Below are 19,261 nucleotides of genomic sequence, written 5' to 3' on the forward strand. Positions count from 1 at the left end.
ACCATACAAGAAGAGAAGAAAAGGCGGGATCACGCTCCCGCCCCATCAGATTACTGATTCACCGTATGCCCGAGAGGCACTGCCGAACCCGATTTTTCAGCGGCATCTTCCGCGAGGCTCAGATCGCGGTCGCGCACTTCCGGCATCAGGAAAGCAGACACCAGGCCAATCAGGGAGTAGACCACCATCATCGCCACAATCGGCCACCATGAGCCGGTCATGTTGCAGAAAATCCCCGCCAGCACCGGGCCAAAACCGACCGCCACCAGACCACCGGCCTCTTTTGAAATCGCCATCCGCGTGAAACGGTTACGCGAGCCAAACATCTCCGCCATGGTGATGTTTTCCAGCGCAAACAGCCCCAGCACCGCAAAGTTATGGATGATGATGATCGACAGCATGATCACCCCTGGGCTGTAGCTTTTATCGACGATAATCGACAGCATTGGGTACGCCAGAATAATGGCGGAAATATTGAGCAGAATGTACGGCAGACGACGCCCAACCTTATCGGAGAGCCAGCCCAGCAGCGGGATCGTGATAAACCCGAGAATGGAGCTGATCATCAGCGCGTCGGTCGGAATGCTTTTATTGAACAGCAGCGTCTGCACCAGATAGCCCGCGAGGAACGTCTGAATCAGACCGGAGTTCCCCGCCTGACCAAAGCGCAGGCCGGTTGCCAGCCAAAAGGATTTGCTTTTGAACATCGCACCCAGAGAGGTCTCTTCTGCCGTCACCACTGGGCTGCTCTCATCGTTGACCTTCTCAAACACCGGGCTTTCTTTGAGGTTCATTCGCAGCCAAATGGCGAAGATCATCACCACGACACTTGCAAGGAAAGGTACACGCCAGCCCCAGGCGACCAGCTCTTCACGGTCAAGGGCAAAGAACATTACCGCCCATATCGCCGTGGCGCTTAAGGTCCCGCAGTTGGTCCCCATTGCGACCAGCGATGAGATAATCCCGCGTTTCCCTTTCGGCGCGTATTCCGCAAGCATTGTCCCCGCACCCGAAATTTCCGCCCCGGCACCCAGCCCCTGGATAATACGCAGCGTCACCAGCAGAACCGGTGCAAAAATCCCGATCTGCGCGTAGGTTGGCAGTACGCCAATCAGCGTGGTACAGATCCCCATCATGGTGATGGTGATAAACAGCACCTTTTTACGCCCGATCCGGTCGCCCATTTTGCCGAAGATAAACGCCCCGACGATGCGCGCAATATAGCCCGCGCCGTAGGTCCCCATCGCCAGAATCAACGCCATCGCAGCGGACTGCTCCGGGAAGAATATTTCATGAAAGACCAGCGCCGCACCCAGCGAATAGAGCTGGAAGTCCATGAATTCCAGCGCGGTGCCAAGCCAGCCGGACACCGCCGCTTTCACCAGATCCGACGTCGTTCTTTGAGGTTGTGTCTGAGTCATAATGGCTATCTCTGAATGTAGGTAAGATGCGTACCACTTAACCGCGTGTGTTGTTATTGGCCGAACGTCAGCAAGACTTTGCAGCACTGCCGCTGGTCTTTCTCAAACAGTTCGATGGCGTCTGTCACATGGTGAAAGTCAAAAGTGTGGGTAATCAGTTTTTCTGGGTCGATCAGCCCCTTTTCCAGCCAGTCGATGACCACCGGGAATTTGTTGGCATTCAGGCGAGATGAGAATATCGACAGCTCTTTGCCGGTAATACCCTGCTGTGTTACCTGGCTCGGGTCGCTGGAGAAGCCCATCAATACGATGCGACCGCCCGGTGACGCGAGGGTGACCGCCTCCTGCAATATCGTCGGATGGCAGGCGGCATCGATGATTAACGTCGGTTTTATCCCCTTCTCATCCAGCGCCGCCTGCAGAGACTGTTCCGCGTTGTTGAACACCCAGTCTGCGCCGCTACGTTTAGCCATTTCAAGCCGTTCATCGATGCGATCGACGACGATAACCTGTTTCACGTTATAGACGCCTTTGAGCGCCTGAACGGTCACCAGCCCCATCGGACCGGCACCGTAAATCAGCGCGATGTCTTTGTCCGTCGGCTGAGCGTGCCCGGTGACGTTGGCCGCAATGGTGAAAGGCTCCACCATTACCGCGTGGCGATCGGAAATGGCATCCGGGATGGTCCACGCATTTTTCGCCGGAACCACGGCATATTCGCTGAACCCGCCGTCACGATGCACACCCAAAACCACCAGCGACGTGCAGACATTCGGTTTGCCGACTGAGCAAGGCCAACACTCTCCGCAGCTGATCACCGGGTCCACGGATACGCGTTGCCCGAGACGCGCTTTTTCCACGCCCTCTCCGACTGCGTCAATCACGCCAAAGAATTCGTGGCCAATGACACGTGGGTATTTCGCAAACGGGTTGTGACCGCGATAAATATGGCTGTCGGAGCCGCAAATCCCGGCTAAGGTGATTTTGACGCGGACTTCGCCCGGTGCCGGAACGGGCAACGGACGCTCTTCGATCAACAGCTCATTCGGTTTTTGAATAACGATGCTTTTCATGGTTGCTCCTGACCGATCCTTTTCTTACATAACGCGTTGTTATTAAGAAATTAATCAATCCTGTGTTTGACAATAAAGAGATAACACATCGCCCCAACAAAGGTGACGCAGGCCGCGACAACCAGGGCGAGATTAAAGGAATGCGTTTTATCGACGATCCAGCCGGTCACGACTGGCGCGAACGAGGCAAAAACAAAGCTGCCGAAGTTCTGGATGGCGGCAACGGAGGCGACTTTGCTTTCAGCGACCATCACCTGTACCAGGCCCCACGCGGAGGTTCCGGCAAAGTGGACGCAAAACAGGGCTAACGAAATAAAGGTGACGGCTTCCGCCGGGGACGACGATTGCACGACCAGCAAAGTGCCTAAAGCCGACAGGATCAACCCCACCACAATCGCCGTTTTGCGCGTTTTGGCGAGGTCATAGCCTCTTTTGGCAAGTGCATCGACCACCAGTCCGTTGACCCACATCCCGACGGCTGCCGCCAGGAACGGGATCGCCGAAACCCAGCCGGTCTTTGCCAGGCTAAAGCCCTGCTGGGCCTGCAGATAGCCGGGCAGCCAGGCGATATACAACCAGCCGGTGTAGTTCACGCCAGAGAACCCTAAAATCATTCCCCAGGTGGTGCGGCGTTTGAACAACGCACTCCATTCGCTAAAACGTAACGTTGGGCGCGGTTTTACCGGCGCGGAAAGGTATTCGCGTTCTTCCGGCTGGAAAGCGAACTGCGCGCGGTTGCGATACCAGGCGTACCAGCAAACGCCGACTATCACCCCCAGCAGACCAATGATCACGAACATGGCCCGCCAGCCCCACAGGATTTGCATTGTCACCAGTATCGGTGGCGCGATTGCCTGCCCAAGAACCGTGGAGGAGTTAAAAATCCCCAGCGCGGTCCCCCGCTCTTTTTGCACGTACCAGTCGGTGATGGATTTCACCCCGGCAGGCATAAAGGGCGCTTCGCCAATCCCTAAGCCAATACGCAGCAGGATAAAATGGCTAAAGGAGTTCACCATGCCCGTCAGGGCCTGCATCAATGACCAGAAGATCACGCCTGCGCCTAACACCAGTCGTGGCCCGTAGCGATCGAGCAATATGCCGGAAGGCAGTTGCGCCAGTCCGTACGAAAGTGAAAATGCGGAAAGCAAAAAGCCAAATTCTGTTGCCGACAGCCCCATGTCACCGCGAATGGCTTCACCGGCCACGCTCAGTGAGGAGCGGTCCAGAAAATTGACAATCCCTGCCAGGAATAACAGCACCAGAGTGAGGGTCTGGATTTTTTTAATCCGCGCAGGCTTGGTTAAACTTTCTGTATTGATAGTTTCAGTTGTCATACGGACTCCCGATCTCAACTTACCAGTTCCACAAGGTGCCATCTTCCAGGCGGGCGACCGGCAGATACGCCGGGTCGTACGGATATTTCGCGGCCAGTTTTTCATCAAACTCAATGCCGAGACCCGGCTTATCGCCCGGATGCATATAGCCGTTATCGAAGCTCCAGCTGTGCGGGAAGACCTCCAGCATTTGCTCGGAATAGCCCATGTACTCCTGAACGCCAAAGTTCGGCACCCACAGGTCGAAATGCAGCGCGGCGGCGTGGCAAATCGGCGACAGATCCGACGGGCCGTGCGAGCCGGTGCGCACCTGATAAAGCGAGGCGAAATCCGCAATCCGGCGCATCCCGGTGATCCCGCCCGCGTGGGTGATGGTGGTGCGGATGTAATCGATCAGCTGCTCTTCGATCAGCTGTTTGCAGTCCCAGATACTGTTGAACACCTCCCCGACGGCAATCGGTGTGACCGTGTGCTGGCGGATAAGGCGGAAGCACTCCTGGTTTTCGGCGGGCGTCGGATCTTCCATCCAGAACATGCGGTACTGTTCGATGCTCTTGCCAAAACGGGCCGCCTCAATGGGGGTCAGGCGGTGATGCATGTCATGCAGAAGATGCTCGTTAAAGCCGAACTGGTTACGCACGGCGTCGAACAGTTTAGGGGTGAAATCGAGGTATTTTTCCGTGGACCACAGCTGCTCTTCAGGCCAGTCGCCTTTGGTCGCCGGTTCGTAGGCCAGCCCTTTCCCTTTCGCCATGCCGTAGGTGGTTTTCATGCCCGGAACGCCGCACTGCACGCGGATCGCCTTGAAACCCATCTCTTTGTGACGCGCGTAATCTTCCAGCACATCATCGATGGTGTGCCCGGTAGTGTGGCAATAAACCATGACACCTTCGCGCGATGCACCGCCCAGCAGCTGATACAGCGGCATACCGGCGGCTTTGGCTTTGATATCCCACAGGGCCATATCGACAGCGGAAATCGCCGACATGGTGACTGGCCCGCGCCGCCAGTAGGCGCCTTTATAGAAGAACTGCCAGATATCTTCGATGCGGTGCGCATCGCGGCCAATCAGCTGTGGGCAAAGGTGATCTTTCAGATAGGAGGCAACAGAAAGCTCGCGTCCATTTAAGGTGGCATCACCCAGGCCGACGATCCCGTCGTCCGTGGTGATTTTAAGGGTGACAAAATTACGACCCGGGCAGGTGACAAAGACTTCGGCCCCGACAATTTTCATGATCCAGTTCCTTACATCGCTCAGTGTGATGCAAGGAATTTACTTAATTACGCAACTACCATACAAGTATAGCGATCAAAAAATCTTCCACAGATCACAAAACAAAGGCGCTTATGCGCGCCCCCAGCCTGCCACGATGATCAACATCCCACACAGTGCAATCAGCGCGCCAGCCCAGTCGTAGGCGCTGAGCTTCACACTATCGACCACCCGCAGCCAGACAAGCGCCGTGCAGACATAAACACCGCCGTAAGCGGCATATACGCGCCCGCTGGCCGCCGGGTGTAACGTCAATAGCCAGACAAACAGCGCCAGCGCGATCCCGGCCGGAAGTAATAGCAATACCGATGCCCCCCGTTTCAGCCACAGGTACGGCAGGAAGCAGCCGAGGATTTCGCACAGCGCGGTCGCAAAGAAAAGTAAGGTTGTTTTAATCATTTTGACGAGTGAGTGAGAATAGGTTTAACCATGATACGCGATAATGGCGCGACCATTACCCTGCCTGCCGCGTGGGTATGCCACCTTTTCAGATTGGTGTAGAATTGACCCTGGGTAAACCCACTACAAGGAATACGCAATGAGTACATTACGCAAACGCTTCTGTCTGGCGGCCATGCTCTCCCTGACGGCGTTCGCCTTTATGGCCCCCGCCTCCGCCAACACCAGCAAACTGATCATTGAGTCGGGTGACAGCGCGCAGAGCCGTCAGAATGCCGCAATGGATAAAGAACAATGGAATGACACCCGCAGCCTTCGCCAGAAAGTTAACAAACGCGTTGAAAAAGAGTGGGACAAAGATGATGTCGCTTTTGATATGCGTGATAAATGCCAGCAAAGCGCGAACGTGAATGCTTACTGGGAACCGAATACCCTGCGCTGCCTGGATCGTCGTACCGGTCGTTCGGTCGCGCCTTAATTTCGACAGCCAGAAAGGATGATTATGGCCAGCCCGTTAACGGTAAAACTCAGACCGCTGGAGCGCGAGGATTTGCGCTTCGTTCACCAGCTCGATAATAACGCCAGCGTCATGCGTTACTGGTTCGAAGAGCCTTACGAGGCGTTTGTTGAGCTGTCGGATCTGTACGATAAACATATTCACGACCAGAGCGAGCGCCGTTTCGTTGTCGAGTGCGACGGAGAAAAAGCCGGTCTGGTCGAACTGGTTGAGATTAACCACGTCCACCGCCGGGCGGAGTTTCAGATCATTATTTCGCCGGAATACCAGGGGAAAGGCCTTGCCACCCGGGCGGCGAAACTGGCGATGGATTACGGCTTTACGGTGCTCAACCTGTATAAGCTGTATCTGATCGTCGATAAAGAGAATGAAAAAGCCATCCATATTTACCGTAAACTCGGGTTTATGGTTGAAGGCGAACTGATTCATGAGTTCTTTATCAACGGCGAGTACCGCAACACCATTCGCATGTGTATTTTCCAGGATCGCTACCTGGCAGAACACAGAGCGACCGGAAGCCAGCTTCTGAAACCCACCGCACAGTGACGCGTTTTTACGCCGGGTAGCGGCTTCGCCCCACCCGGCTTACAAAACCTGCCTGTCAGTAATATTCAATACTGTTTTTAATGGTGTACTTGTGCGCCACCGCCGGTTTCACGCTGTCATCCACAATATGTAACTCGCAACTTACCGGGTTATTGTGGCGATCGTAATCACAGCTCTGTTTCACCGACCCTAGCGGTTTGTCGTTAAGCAGGCTGACCGCAGAGTAATCGAGTTTTTTGCGCTTATCGTTCGACGGGGTGGCTGACACCGACAGATGCTGATCGCCAGACACCGTGGTTTTACCCAGCGGATAGCCGTCAGCGTCGTAGCGGTACTTCACTTCCATCGCCTTGCCGTGTGCGGTGACAATAAATCCGTTATCGTCCGTATCCCATGTCACGCCCGCCGAGGGCAGCTCAGCCAGCTGGCATTTCCCCTGCAGCTTAATTTTTTGCTGCTGGGTTTCTACATCCAGATAAAAATTGGCGTCCAGCACCAGCGCCACGCCGGTGTTCGCGTCCAGATCGTGCAACTCCAGGGTATCGAAACACCCCTCCTGCGAGAGCGATCCTGTGACGCGTTTACTCACTTCCCCTTTCTCATTGAACAGCGTCTGGGTGAAGTCTTTTACCGGCCCGCGCAGGGGATCAAAATCAAATTCGTTCGAAAAGCTGGCCATCTCCGGCGTAAACGACAGCGGCGCGGAGGCGTTATCGCACCCCGCCAGCACGCCTGTCAGCGCAATCATTACTGCTAGTTTCTTCACATTCTCACCGATGCGTGAACATTATTACCTCACATAGTAGCAAATACAGAGGGTTACTTTTTAGCGAAACACAGCAGCAATGATGACATTTGTGAACCCGGCGACGCGTCAGGCCGGTACCGCCTCCACGATGGATAAATAGGACGGTGTGTGGATCACCCGGTTTATCTTCAGCCCGGCGTGACCTAACAAGTCTGCATACTCTCTTTCTCCGTACGAGCACGTCCACCGTCGAAACCCGACAGCAAGAGAAGATCAATTTCATACCTTCCCTGCTCGTTATCTTGCTCTTTGATCAGCGGCTCCAGAATTAATAAGCGGGAACTGGCTTTCATCGCTTTTCGACAGGTTTGTAATATCTGGCTGGCTTTTTCATCTGGCCAGTCCATCAAAATATATTTCAACATATAAATATCCGCCACCGGGCAGGCTTCGAAAAAACTCCCTGCAATGGTTTCCCAGCGGGATTTATTGCCTAGTAGATGCAAACTGTTTTCGCTAACCACGTTGTGGCGATCAAATAAAATACCGTGAAGAGTGGGATTGCGTCGCAAAACCGTCAATAAAAGATTCCCCAGCCCACCGGCTATATCAACGACCGTGGCATTTTCCGGGAAATGATAATTATCGGCCAGCATGTCGTTTTCGACGCTCGACATCGAGGCCATCCCGGCATGAAAACCGTCGTCGCCTGACGGTGTTTTTTTCGTTCCCCAGTACTCATAAAACGGCATACCAAATAATTCGTTAAAGACCGGCCTGCCTTTCACGATATCCGTCATCTCCCCGGCGGGCTGCCAGAGGGTTTTATCCGTTAACATCAGCACGGCTTCGCGCAAGGAGTACGGGGTGTCAGACCGCAAAAACTGTGCGGCGGGGGTCAGGGTAAACAGACCATCGTCAGTCATGCTAAATACCTCGCGAGAGGCCAGGGTTCGCATAACCCGATACAGATACCCGGCATCGACATTTAGCTCGTGCGCGAGCTGCTCTGCGGTTTTATCTTCGTCTTTAAGATGATCCGCAACGCGTAATAACGCAGCGGTACGCAGGGCAGCCTGCCAGACAAATCCCATGCACTGCTCTAGCACATACATTCCATCCTGACGCTCTTTTTCCGTCAAACTTTTTTGGCTTAACATTTTATTTCTCCTGTTCCGTAAAATTTAAAAGTACAGAATTAAAATGAAACGTCAGCCAATAAGCCTAACGGGCATGATTAAATAAGCCACTCGCTCAATTTTATTTTCATTGCCGACGCTGGAAATTAAAATCCACATTCAAAATAAATAATGTACAGGAAAATGGCCAACGAATGGATTTATTAGAAGGCTACTCATCGCTCGCTTAAATAATCACATCGCGCATTTAACCAGAATTAAATTCGCTCTCGGATTTTTCAGAAAATTTCGCGGCAATACAACTATTTACATTATGCCTGCTAAAATAAGACTCACACACAGAGAGAAGGAGCCACACATGAAACGGTTACCCTGGATTACCGCGCTGCTGTTAGCAGGCATTTCCCCTGCTGTTCTGGCCGCCCCCGACTCGTGCGAGCGCGTCAAAAGTGACATTCAGCAACGCATTATCAATAACGGCGTGCCTGAATCCGGTTTTAGCCTGAACATTGTGCCAAACGATCAGGCCGACCAGGCGGATGCGCAGGTGGTGGGACATTGCGCGAACGATACCTTTAAAATTCTCTACACCCGTACCGGCAGCAGCAGCGCACCTGCGGGTGGTGCGGGGACGCAAGACAATGCGCCGAACGAACCGCAGTAATTTATCTGCGGGAATTCCCTTAGCTTGATAAGGATTAATGTTTATTACCCCTGAATAGGTAAAACTCACTCCATCATTACCCGGTGCTTATCGCGGGTAAAACCCTACGCAATGACAAAGATGGAGTGAGTCATGTCCGATATCGAACATCACGGCGGGATCAGCCGTCGAACTCTCGTTAAATCCACTGCAATTGGCTCTCTGGCGCTCGCTGCCGGAGGGATTTCACTACCCTTCGGCCTGAAAAGTGCCGCCGCTGCCGTACAACAGGCGGTACAGCCTGCCGCGGATAAAGTGGTCTGGGGCGCCTGCTCAGTGAACTGTGGCAGCCGCTGCGCCCTGCGATTACACGTCCGCGACGACGAAGTTTACTGGGTTGAAACCGACAACACCGGCGAGGATGTCTACGGCAATCACCAGGTGCGCGCCTGTTTACGTGGCCGCTCGATTCGCCGCAGAATCAACCATCCCGACCGTCTTAACTACCCAATGAAGCGCGTCGGCAAGCGCGGTGAAGGCAAGTTTGAGCGTATCAGCTGGGATGAAGCCCTTGATACGATCACCCGCAGTCTGAAAGGCGTGGTGGAGAAATACGGCAACGAAGCCGTGTATATCAACTACTCCTCCGGCATCGTCGGCGGCAACATTACCCGCTCCTCGCCGTATGCCTCGCTGGTGGCGCGACTGATGAACTGCTACGGCGGATTTCTCAGCCACTACGGCACCTACAGCACCGCGCAAATCGCCTGCGCCATGCCTTACACCTACGGCTCCAATGACGGCAACAGCACCTCGGATATCGAAAACACCAAACTGGTGGTGATGTTTGGCAACAATCCGGCGGAAACACGTATGAGCGGCGGCGGGATCACCTATTTTCTGGAACAGGCGCGTGAACGCTCAAATGCGCGCATGATCGTCATCGATCCGCGCTACACCGATACCGCCGCAGGACGCGAAGATGAGTGGATTCCAATCCGCCCAGGCACCGACGCCGCGCTGGTCGCGGGTATCGCCTGGGTGTTAATCGACGAAAACCTGGTCGATCAGCCCTTCCTCGACACCTATTGCGTCGGCTACGACGAAAAAACGCTGCCCGCCGATGCGCCCGCAAACGGCCACTACAAAGCCTATATTCTCGGCCAGGGCGAAGACGGTACGGCCAAAACGCCGCAATGGGCGTCACGCATCACTGGTATTCCCGCTGACAGAATCATCAAACTCGCCCGGGAAATCGGTAGCACAAAACCGGCGTATATTTGCCAGGGATGGGGACCACAGCGTCAGGCCAACGGCGAACTGACATCCCGCGCCATCGCCATGCTGCCCATTCTAACCGGCAACGTCGGGATCAACGGCGGCAACAGCGGTGCCCGTGAATCCACCTACACCATCACCATTGAGCGGATGCCGCTCCCGGATAACCCGGTCAAAACCCAGATCTCCTGCTTCAGCTGGACCGATGCCATTGTGCGTGGCCCGGAGATGACCGCCACCCGCGACGGTGTGCGCGGCAAAGATAAGCTGGATGTGCCGATTAAATTCATCTGGAACTATGCCGGTAACACCATCACCAACCAGCATTCCGATATCAACAAAACCCACGATATTTTGCAGGACGAAAGCCTGTGCGAAACCATTGTGGTGATCGATAACTTTATGACCTCGTCGGCGAAATACGCCGATATTCTGCTGCCCGATCTGATGACCGTCGAACAGGAAGATATTATTCCTAACGACTACGCGGGTAACATGGGCTATCTGATTTTCCTCCAGCCCGTCACCGCGCCGAAATTTGAACGTAAACCGATCTACTGGATCATGAGCGAAGTGGCGAAGCGCCTGGGGCCGGATGTCTATCAGCAGTTCACCGAAGGGCGTACGCAGGAGGAGTGGTTAAAACTGCTGTACGCGAAAATGCTTGAGAAAGATCCACAGCTGCCGTCTTACGATGCCCTCAAAGAGATGGGCATTTACAAGCGCAAAGATCCGAACGGCCACTTTGTGGCGTACAAGCAATTCCGCGACGACCCGCAGGCCAATCCACTAAAAACACCGTCGGGCAAAATTGAGATCTACTCCAGCCAGCTGGCGAAAATTGCCAGCAGTTGGGAGCTGGAAAAAGACGAAACCATCAGTCCGTTGCCGGTGTACGCCTCAACCTTTGACGGCTGGGACGCTCCGGAGCGCAGCAAGTTCCCGCTGCAGTTGTTTGGTTTCCACTTTAAGGCTCGCACCCACTCCAGCTACGGCAATATTGATATCTTACAGGCCGCCTGCCGTCAGGAAGTGTGGCTTAACCCGGTCGATGCCGATCAGCGCGGCATTAAAAATGGCGATCTGGTGCGGGTGTTTAACGCCCGTGGCGAGGTGCGTATTCCGGTAAAAGTGACGCCGCGCATCATGCCTGGCGTCAGTGCGATGGGCCAGGGTGCATGGCACGATGCGAATATGAGCGGGGATCGTGTCGATCACGGTTCGTGCATCAACACCCTGACCACACACCGCCCGTCGCCACTGGCGAAAGGCAACCCGCAGCACACTAACCTGGTGCAGATCGAGAAGGTTTAAAGGAACGTTGTTATGAATGAAGTGTTACCGCGCGAATCTTTCGCACTGAGTGCCCGGGTGTTGGGAGCTTTATTTTATTTCTCACCCGACAGCGAGCAGGCCGCTCCGCTGGTGTCAGCGCTGACCACCAGCGACTGGCACCTGGACTGGCCGCTGGCGCAGGACGATTTACGGCCCATCGCTGAGACCTTGCGCGCCACCACCGACGAGCCGCTGACGGATGCCTGGCAGCGTCTGTTCATCGGCCCGTGGGCGTTGCCTGCGCCGCCGTGGGGTTCCGTGTGGCTCGATCGTGAATCGGTGCTGTTTGGCGATTCGACGCTGGCCCTGCGCCAGTGGATGCGGGAAAACGCCATCGCTTTCGAGGTACAGCAAAACGAGCCGGAAGACCATTTCGGCACGCTGCTGATGCTGGCCGCCTGGCTTGCCGAAAATGGACGCGACGCCGAGCGAGATCAACTCCTGGCATGGCATTTGCTGCCGTGGAGCCAGCGCTTTTTAACGGTATTCATTGAAGAAGCCGGTCATCCGTTTTATGTCGGCCTTGCTCAGCTTGCCCGCCAGACGCTGGCAAGCTGGCAATCCTCCCTGTTGATCCCGGTCGCCGACAAACCGTTGTATCGCTAATTGTCTCTTTGCACGGCACTTACCTGCCGTGCGAAACCCCTCATTTGTGACGGTGTCACTTCTTAAGTTTTACCTTTAGGACTATTCTGCCCGCATCCCCTGAGGCCTTACTCCATAAGGCGTAACACCCTGTTTACATTGCCATCTTCCCCGAACTGATTTTCTCTGCCGCTGGAACCCTTCCCAATCGCTTGCTATAGGTCATGTACCCCTGCCGAAACATGGCATAACAACAGGCAATCAATGGGTTGCTATAACGCATGCGCACAGGGAGACACACCGCAATGCACTCATCATTACTGACACGTACGCTGCTTTTCATCGGCGCGATTATTGCAGTTCTCGCTCTCCTCGCCTGGGGAATTGGGCTGGATACTATCAAAGCGCGCCAGGTTGACCTGCTGTATCTCGGTCAGCAGCACCTGATTTTAGTTTTCTCTTCCATGTTCTTTGCCCTGTTAGTCGGGATCCCGAGCGGAATATTACTGAGCCGCCCGGCAGCGCGTGGCACCGCCGAATACGTGATGCAAATCTTTAACGTCGGCAACACCCTGCCACCGCTGGCGGTTCTGGCCCTGGCGATGGTGGTACTCGGCATCGGTGACAAACCGGCGATTATCGCCCTGTTCCTGGCGTCGCTGCTGCCGATTGTGCGTAACACCTATGCCGGATTGTGCTCGGTTCCCGCCTCACTGCTCGAAGCCGCTAACGGTATCGGGATGACCAAATGGCAACGTCTGCGTCAGGTGGAGATCCCTAACGCCTGGCCGGTAATGCTCTCCGGCATCCGCATCGCCACGGCGATTAACGTCGGTACCGCACCGCTGGCCTTCCTGATCGGTGCCAGCAGCTACGGCGAGCTGATTTTCCCCGGCATCTATCTGAACGATTTCCCGACCCTGATTCTGGGTGCGGCGGCCACGGCGCTCTTCGCGCTGATTCTGGATACGCTTTTGGCTGCACTGGGCCGTCTGATGAGCCCACATATCGCACGATAACAATAACAAGGAGCAAGTATGAGACTGTCTTCACGCCTGGCGGCCCTGTTTACCGCCGCGCTGTTGGTCAGCCAGGCCCAGGCCGCACCGCTGATTCTGGCGACCAAGAGCTTTACCGAGCAGCATATTTTATCTGCCATGACCGTACAGTATCTGCAAAAGAAAGGGTTCCAGGTTCAGCCGCAAACCAATATCGCGACGGTCATTTCCCGTAATGCGATGATCAACAAGCAGATTGATATGACGTGGGAGTACACCGGGACGTCGCTGATTATCTTTAACCACATCAACAAACGCATGTCGCCGCAGGAGTCCTACGACACGGTGAAACGCCTGGACGCGAAACACGGCCTGGTGTGGCTCAAACCGGCGGACATGAACAACACCTACGCGTTCGCCATGCAACGTAAACGCGCCGAAGCCGAGCACATCAACACGATGTCCGAGATGGTGGCCAAAATTGAGCAGATCCGCAAAACCGATCCGGACAACAACTGGCTGCTGGGCTTAGACCTGGAATTCGCCGGGCGCAGCGATGGCATGAAGCCGCTGCAGGAAGCCTATCAGATGGAACTGGATCGTCCGCAAATTCGCCAGATGGACCCCGGCCTGGTGTATAACGCCGTGCGCGACGGTTTTGTCGATGCGGGCCTGATCTACACCACTGACGGGCGCGTAAAAGGTTTCGATCTGAAAGTGCTGGAAGATGATAAAGGCTTCTTCCCGAGCTATGCGGTCACGCCGGTGGTGCGCAAAGACACCCTCGCGGCCAACCCTGGTCTGGAAGAGGCGCTCAACACCCTTTCCGGCCAGCTTAATAACGACGTTATCACCGAGCTGAATAAAAAGGTTGATATCGACCATCAGTCACCGCAGCAGGTCGCCCGTGATTTCCTGCGTAGCAAGCAGCTGCTGTAAGGAGGCGCTATGGAGACAATTCACTACATTATTGATAACTGGGATTATTTATTAACCCTCACCTTTCAGCACCTGTGGCTGGTGGCATTAGCCGTCGGACTGGCGATTGTGACCGGCGTGCCGCTGGGCATTTTGATCGTGCGCCATAAATGGCTGGCGACGCCGGTGCTGGGCATCGCGACCATTGTTCTGACCATTCCGTCGATTGCCCTTTTCGGCCTGATGATTCCGCTCTTTTCGCTGATCGGTCAGGGTATTGGCGCCCTGCCCGCCGTTACCGCCGTATTCCTCTACTCGCTGCTGCCGATTGTGCGTAACACCCACACCGCGCTCGACAGCCTGCCGCCCGGTCTGCGTGAAGCCGGACGCGGAATCGGCATGACCTTCTGGCAGCGCCTGCGCTGGGTGGAGATCCCAATGGCCCTGCCGGTGATTTTCGGCGGCATTCGTACTGCCGTGGTGATGAATATCGGCGTCATGGCTATCGCCGCCGTGATTGGCGCGGGCGGCCTGGGGCTGCTGTTGCTGAACGGTATCGGCGGAAGCGACATTCGCATGTTGATTGCCGGTGCCTTAATGATTTGTCTTTTAGCTATTGTGCTCGACTGGCTGCTCCATCGCCTGCAGGTCGTGCTGACTCCGAAGGGGATTCGATAATGATAAAACTGGAAAACCTCACCAAACAATTTTCACAGAAAAATGGCCAGACCTTTAAGGCCGTCGACAACGTTAACCTGAACGTTCCTGAAGGGGAAATGTGTGTCCTGCTGGGGCCGTCAGGATGTGGTAAAACTACCACGCTGAAGATGATTAACCGCCTGATTACCCCGAGTAGCGGCACTATTCTGATTAACGGCGAAAATACCAACGAGATGGATACCGTCACCCTGCGCCGCAATATCGGTTACGTGATCCAGCAGATTGGTCTGTTCCCGAACATGACCATCGAAGAGAACATCACCGTGGTACCGCGCATGCTGGGCTGGAATAAGGCGCGCAGCAAAGCGCGTGCTGAAGAGCTGATGGATATGGTGGCGATGGACCCGCATAAATTCCTCAACCGCTATCCGCGCGAAATGTCCGGCGGCCAGCAGCAGCGTATCGGCGTGATTCGCGCCCTGGCGGCGGATCCTCCGGTACTGCTGATGGATGAACCTTTCGGTGCGGTAGACCCGATCAACCGTGAGGTGATCCAGAACCAGTTCCTGGAGATGCAGCGCAAACTGAAAAAGACGGTGATGCTGGTCAGCCATGACATTGACGAAGCGCTGAAGCTCGGCGACCGTATCGCCGTGTTCCGTCAGGGTCGTATCGTGCAGTGCGCCAGCCCCGATGAACTGCTGGCGAAACCGGCTAATGAATTTGTTGGCTCTTTCGTCGGCCAGGACCGCACCCTGAAACGCCTGCTGCTGGTGTCGGCGGGTGACGTTACGGATCAACAGCCGACGATCACCGTGCGCGAATCCACCTCCCTGCCGGAGGCGTTTGCCACCATGGATGACAACGACATCCGCGCCATCACCGTGGTGGATGGCAACGGCAAACCGCTGGGCTTTGTGAAGCGCCGCGAAGCGCGTCACGCCACTGGCTCCTGCGCAGACATGCTGCATCCGTTCCGAATGACGGGCAAAGCGGAAGACAATCTGCGCGTTGTTCTGTCGCGTCTGTATGAGAGCAACACCAGCTGGATGCCGATCGTAGATGAAGAGGGTCGTTATAACGGTGAGATTTCGCAGGATTATATTGCGGAGTATCTGAGTTCAGGACGAACCCGTCGTGCACTGAATATTCACAGCGACACGTAAATACTGCGGATAATAGCCGGGCAGTCAGGACTGCTGCCCGGTTTCGACGTTACGCGACGACCTTCTCAACGGAGAAGGTGCTGTCCAGCATCGACAGATCGATGTAACGCGCCAGATCGCGCTGCTCAGCGCGGGGCAGATACGGCAGTTCACCCACCAGCGGCCCCTGCAGTTTTTTGCTCAACACGTCGATGATTTCGGCGTAATGGGCAAGACCGGGGTTGATGCGGTTAGCGACCCAACCAATCAGCGGCAAACCATCGTTAGCAATGGCCTGTGCGGTCAGCAATGCGTGGTTAATGCACCCTTCCTGAATGCCGACAACCATCAGCACCGGCAATTGTTCCTGCACCACCCACTCCGATAACGGACGCAGATCGTTCATCAGGCTGCGCCAGCCGCCGGTGCCTTCGATCACCACGTGATCGACGCTATCGCTGAGGTTCGCCAGCCCGTTGGACAACAGGGAATAATTGATAAGACCGCTGTGTGCGACGCTACTTTCGTCTTCACTCAGCGCGATCGGGTTGATGGCCTGATAAGGCAGCTCAAGGCTTGAGACACTTTGCAGCACCAGCGCATCTTTATTGCGTAGTCCTTCTGGCGTCTCTTTACTTCCTTTCGCGACCGGTTTATACCCTGCCACACTTTTACCGCCTGCCGCCAGGGCCTGCAGCAAAGCGCGGGACACCACCGTCTTACCGACAGAAGTATCAGTACCCGTTACAAAGAAACGCTTAAGCATCACTCACTCCACCTTTTGGGCATATGCTTTGAAAATATAAACTAAGTAAATAATTCAGTGGAGTGAGTCTAAGGTATGCGCCGTCGGTCCAGATTGAGATAGCGCAATTTTTATGAGATCAGCGAAAAAGAGTTATCCCTGCAGCAGGCGGATCAATAGCGAACCGTTATACATGGCATCTTTCACCAGCGCGGCCCCGGCCATGGTGCCTTGATTGGAAAACTGCGTGCTCTCGACCACCATATTTTTACTGTAGGCCGGAAGGGATTGCTGACGAATGCAGTCAGAAATCGCCGGGAACAGGATCTCGGCGGCCTGATTCAGGGGCGAGCCAATCAGGATTTTTTGCGGATTAAAGAGATTCACCATAATCGCCAGAATACGCCCGACGTTATTGCCCACACCGGTAATGATGTCTTTCGCCAGCAGATCGCCCTGCCGCGCCGCGCCGCACAAAGACTCGACGGTCAGCGGCTGGCCGTGCAGCGACGAGCTCATCGACTGGCTAAGACGCAGCTGCGCCAGCTCCATCACGCTTTCGACGCTGGCGATGGTTTCGAGGCAGCCGTGATTGCCGCAGTAGCAACGCTTGCCGTAGGGATCGACCTGCGTGTGACCAATTTCCACCAGGCTGCTGCTCCCGGCATGTAACAAGCGGCCATCGGTAATCACGCCCGCCCCGACGTTATGATCAATCACCACCTGAATCACATCACGCGCGCCGCGAGAGGCGCCAAACAGCGCCTCAGCCATCGTCCAGGCGCTGATGTCATGCTGAATGTAGACCGGTACGCCGGTGTGATTCTCCAGAACTTCACCCAGCGGCATATCTTTGACGTCGTCATAAAACGGCATGCGGTGGACGATTCCATTTTCCGTATCAATAATTCCCGGCAGGGTGATCGCAATGGACGTCAACCGCTCCAGCTTTTGCTGGTGGCGAATAAAAAATTGATCGATATGAGCAATGATGCGTTCAAGCAGGGTTTGCTCTGACTGAAGCGGCAGTTCGAGACGGTCCTCGACCACCAGCTTGCTGCTCAGATCGCGCAGGGCAAGAATCACTTCCGCGCGGCTGATGCGAATCGACAGATAGTGCCAGGCTTCGGTTTCCACCACCAGCCCCACCGCCGGACGGCCACGGCTACCCGGTTCCTGGATTTCCGTCTCCTGAACCAGATGCGCTTCCAGCATTTCACGCACTATTTTGGTAATACTGGCTGGCGCCAACTGCGCCAGTCGGGAAAGATCGATACGCGAGACCGGGCCAAGCTGATCAATCAGGCGATACACCGCACCCGCATTGGTCTGCTTAATTTGATCAATATGTCCTGGCTGACTATCAGCAACCACCTCTTACATCCTTATTTTCGCGCTTCGAAATAAACTTTGGGCTATGGTGAAGCACTTCGCAGGCAATCGTCAAATTTAAACTTAGCCATGTGATTTGCCGCACATTTTTCGCCCTTTTTCAGGCCATTATTGGCCGCTTTGAGGCTGCAATCAGCTGGTTTTTGAAACGCTGTGCCGCATGGCTCTGTTCATGGTGTTTTGGCCACACCAGCCACATCTCAGAGACGGCATCCTCTTCAGCGATCGCCACCCAGCGCATTTCGCTGAGCTGCACACGTTTAAATGACGCCGGAAGAATCGATACCCCCAGCCCTGCCGCGACTAAACCGATTATCGTCATCGCCTCGCCCACCTCCTGGGTGATCACCGGCGCCTGCCCGTAGCGGCGCATCAGGCCCAGAATGTCGTCGTACAACCCGGTCCCGACATGAGGGTCGAAGAAGACAAAGGGTTCCTGCGCCAGCTGGGCAAGCGTTACCGAGTCCAGTTCGGCCAGCGGGTGATCGCGAGGAATCATCGCCAGCAGCGGCTCGCGCAGAATCACTTCCCAGGCCAGGGTATCGGGCAGATGGGTGTTGCGCATCAGCCCCAGATCCAGCGAACCTTCATTCAACGGGACAATTTGCTCCCGCGTATTGATCTCGCGCGTCTGAATGTGCACATCGGGATAATGGCGGCGAAACGACGACAGGGTATCCGACACCGCGCTGATAAACGGCGCCGACGAGGTGAATCCGATGCGCAGTTCGCCCGTTTCGCCCAGATGCAGACGTTCGGCGCGCGCGGCGGCGTCATCGACCAGACTCAGTATTTGTCGGCTGTCGGCCAGAAACTGCCTTCCCGCCTCCGTCAGGCTGACGCTGCGGTTGGTGCGGGCCAGCAAACGTGCGCCAACCTGCTGCTCAAGGATTTGGATCTGCTGGCTCAGGGGCGGCTGGGAGATGTTCAGCCGCGCGGCCGCCCGGCCAAAATGGAGTTCTTCAGCAACAGCGATAAAGTAGCGTAAATGGCGCAGCTCGATATTCATATGTTTAACGTATCATTTGAGATTATTAATATATTAGACAGAATATTTACAATTTCCTACTCTGAACTTGTGGTCATACCCGTCACCAGAAATCACGGGGATG

General features: G+C 55.2%; 18 protein-coding genes and 1 pseudogene. 9 read left to right on the forward strand and 10 right to left on the reverse strand.

The window, feature by feature from the left end:
- Positions 1–50: 50 nt before the first annotated feature.
- The 5 genes from OVA10_RS14170 to OVA10_RS14190 all read right to left on the reverse strand — a co-directional run bounded on the left by OVA10_RS14170 (position 51) and on the right by OVA10_RS14190 (position 5,500).
- Positions 51–1,421, reverse strand: coding sequence for an MFS transporter (locus OVA10_RS14170; RefSeq protein ID WP_123428061.1), 1,371 nt, complete (start codon positions 1,419–1,421; stop codon positions 51–53).
- A 53-nt stretch (positions 1,422–1,474) separates the two neighbouring features.
- Positions 1,475–2,494 (reverse strand): Zn-dependent oxidoreductase, encoded by a 1,020-nt coding sequence (locus OVA10_RS14175; protein WP_268196182.1) that lies wholly within the window; start codon positions 2,492–2,494, stop codon positions 1,475–1,477.
- Positions 2,495–2,544: 50 nt separating this feature from the next.
- Positions 2,545–3,828, reverse strand: coding sequence for an MFS transporter (locus tag OVA10_RS14180; protein ID WP_268196183.1), 1,284 nt, complete (start codon positions 3,826–3,828; stop codon positions 2,545–2,547).
- Positions 3,829–3,847: 19 nt separating this feature from the next.
- Positions 3,848–5,062 carry a starvation-sensing protein RspA gene (gene rspA, locus OVA10_RS14185; RefSeq protein ID WP_102103644.1) on the reverse strand — a complete coding sequence of 405 codons (1,215 nt, stop codon included), beginning with the start codon at positions 5,060–5,062 and terminating at the stop codon, positions 3,848–3,850.
- Between the two features lie 111 nt (positions 5,063–5,173).
- Positions 5,174–5,500: a YnfA family protein gene (locus OVA10_RS14190; protein ID WP_181827826.1), complete on the reverse strand. Its 327-nt coding sequence runs from the start codon at positions 5,498–5,500 to the stop codon at positions 5,174–5,176.
- A gap of 139 nt (positions 5,501–5,639) precedes the next feature.
- Between OVA10_RS14190 and OVA10_RS14195 the strand changes: the two genes are divergently transcribed.
- Both OVA10_RS14195 and speG read left to right on the forward strand, forming a co-directional pair.
- The gene (locus tag OVA10_RS14195) at positions 5,640–5,978 is read left to right on the forward strand and encodes a DUF1283 family protein (protein ID WP_268196184.1); all 339 of its coding nucleotides are present in this window, start codon (positions 5,640–5,642) and stop codon (positions 5,976–5,978) included.
- A 24-nt stretch (positions 5,979–6,002) separates the two neighbouring features.
- Entirely contained in the window at positions 6,003–6,563 is a 561-nt protein-coding gene (speG, locus tag OVA10_RS14200; protein WP_100780275.1) for a spermidine N1-acetyltransferase, read from the forward strand.
- 55 nt (positions 6,564–6,618) lie between these two features.
- Here the strand turns inward: speG and OVA10_RS14205 are convergent, their stop codons facing one another.
- Together OVA10_RS14205 and OVA10_RS14210 are read right to left on the reverse strand one after the other, a co-directional pair.
- Positions 6,619–7,329 carry a YnfC family lipoprotein gene (locus OVA10_RS14205; RefSeq protein ID WP_268196185.1) on the reverse strand — a complete coding sequence of 237 codons (711 nt, stop codon included), beginning with the start codon at positions 7,327–7,329 and terminating at the stop codon, positions 6,619–6,621.
- Positions 7,330–7,437: 108 nt separating this feature from the next.
- Positions 7,438–8,471: pseudogene (locus tag OVA10_RS14210) on the reverse strand (methyltransferase).
- A 337-nt stretch (positions 8,472–8,808) separates the two neighbouring features.
- Here OVA10_RS14210 and OVA10_RS14215 point away from each other — a divergent pair.
- From OVA10_RS14215 to osmV, 7 genes are all read left to right on the forward strand, one after another.
- Complete coding sequence (locus OVA10_RS14215; protein WP_100780278.1) at positions 8,809–9,114, forward strand: DUF1161 domain-containing protein; 306 nt, start codon at positions 8,809–8,811, stop codon at positions 9,112–9,114.
- Positions 9,115–9,246: 132 nt separating this feature from the next.
- Positions 9,247–11,685 carry a selenate/tellurate reductase subunit YnfE gene (gene ynfE / locus OVA10_RS14220; RefSeq protein ID WP_268196186.1) on the forward strand — a complete coding sequence of 813 codons (2,439 nt, stop codon included), beginning with the start codon at positions 9,247–9,249 and terminating at the stop codon, positions 11,683–11,685.
- 12 nt (positions 11,686–11,697) lie between these two features.
- Positions 11,698–12,312, forward strand: coding sequence for a Tat proofreading chaperone DmsD (gene dmsD / locus OVA10_RS14225; protein WP_123428073.1), 615 nt, complete (start codon positions 11,698–11,700; stop codon positions 12,310–12,312).
- A gap of 284 nt (positions 12,313–12,596) precedes the next feature.
- Positions 12,597–13,310, forward strand: coding sequence for an osmoprotectant ABC transporter permease OsmY (osmY, locus tag OVA10_RS14230; protein ID WP_100780281.1), 714 nt, complete (start codon positions 12,597–12,599; stop codon positions 13,308–13,310).
- Positions 13,311–13,328: 18 nt separating this feature from the next.
- Positions 13,329–14,228: an osmoprotectant ABC transporter substrate-binding protein OsmX gene (gene osmX, locus OVA10_RS14235; RefSeq protein ID WP_102103640.1), complete on the forward strand. Its 900-nt coding sequence runs from the start codon at positions 13,329–13,331 to the stop codon at positions 14,226–14,228.
- A gap of 9 nt (positions 14,229–14,237) precedes the next feature.
- Entirely contained in the window at positions 14,238–14,885 is a 648-nt protein-coding gene (gene osmW / locus OVA10_RS14240; protein ID WP_100780283.1) for an osmoprotectant ABC transporter permease OsmW, read from the forward strand.
- Entirely contained in the window at positions 14,885–16,033 is a 1,149-nt protein-coding gene (gene osmV, locus OVA10_RS14245) for an osmoprotectant ABC transporter ATP-binding protein OsmV (protein ID WP_268196187.1), read from the forward strand. The genes osmW and osmV overlap by 1 nt, the downstream gene beginning before the upstream one ends.
- 49 nt (positions 16,034–16,082) lie before the next feature.
- On the opposite strand, the gene bioD is transcribed toward osmV, so the two are convergent.
- From bioD to OVA10_RS14260, 3 genes are all read right to left on the reverse strand, one after another.
- Positions 16,083–16,778 carry a dethiobiotin synthase gene (gene bioD / locus OVA10_RS14250; protein WP_100780285.1) on the reverse strand — a complete coding sequence of 232 codons (696 nt, stop codon included), beginning with the start codon at positions 16,776–16,778 and terminating at the stop codon, positions 16,083–16,085.
- Between the two features lie 132 nt (positions 16,779–16,910).
- Complete coding sequence (gene mlc / locus OVA10_RS14255) at positions 16,911–18,131, reverse strand: sugar metabolism global transcriptional regulator Mlc (RefSeq protein ID WP_100780286.1); 1,221 nt, start codon at positions 18,129–18,131, stop codon at positions 16,911–16,913.
- A gap of 118 nt (positions 18,132–18,249) precedes the next feature.
- The gene (locus tag OVA10_RS14260; RefSeq protein WP_100780287.1) at positions 18,250–19,158 is read right to left on the reverse strand and encodes a LysR family transcriptional regulator; all 909 of its coding nucleotides are present in this window, start codon (positions 19,156–19,158) and stop codon (positions 18,250–18,252) included.
- Positions 19,159–19,261 lie beyond the last annotated feature (103 nt).

The sequence above is a fragment of the Lelliottia sp. SL45 genome (genome assembly GCF_026672535.1).
Classification (GTDB): Bacteria; Pseudomonadota; Gammaproteobacteria; order Enterobacterales; family Enterobacteriaceae; genus Enterobacter; species Enterobacter nimipressuralis.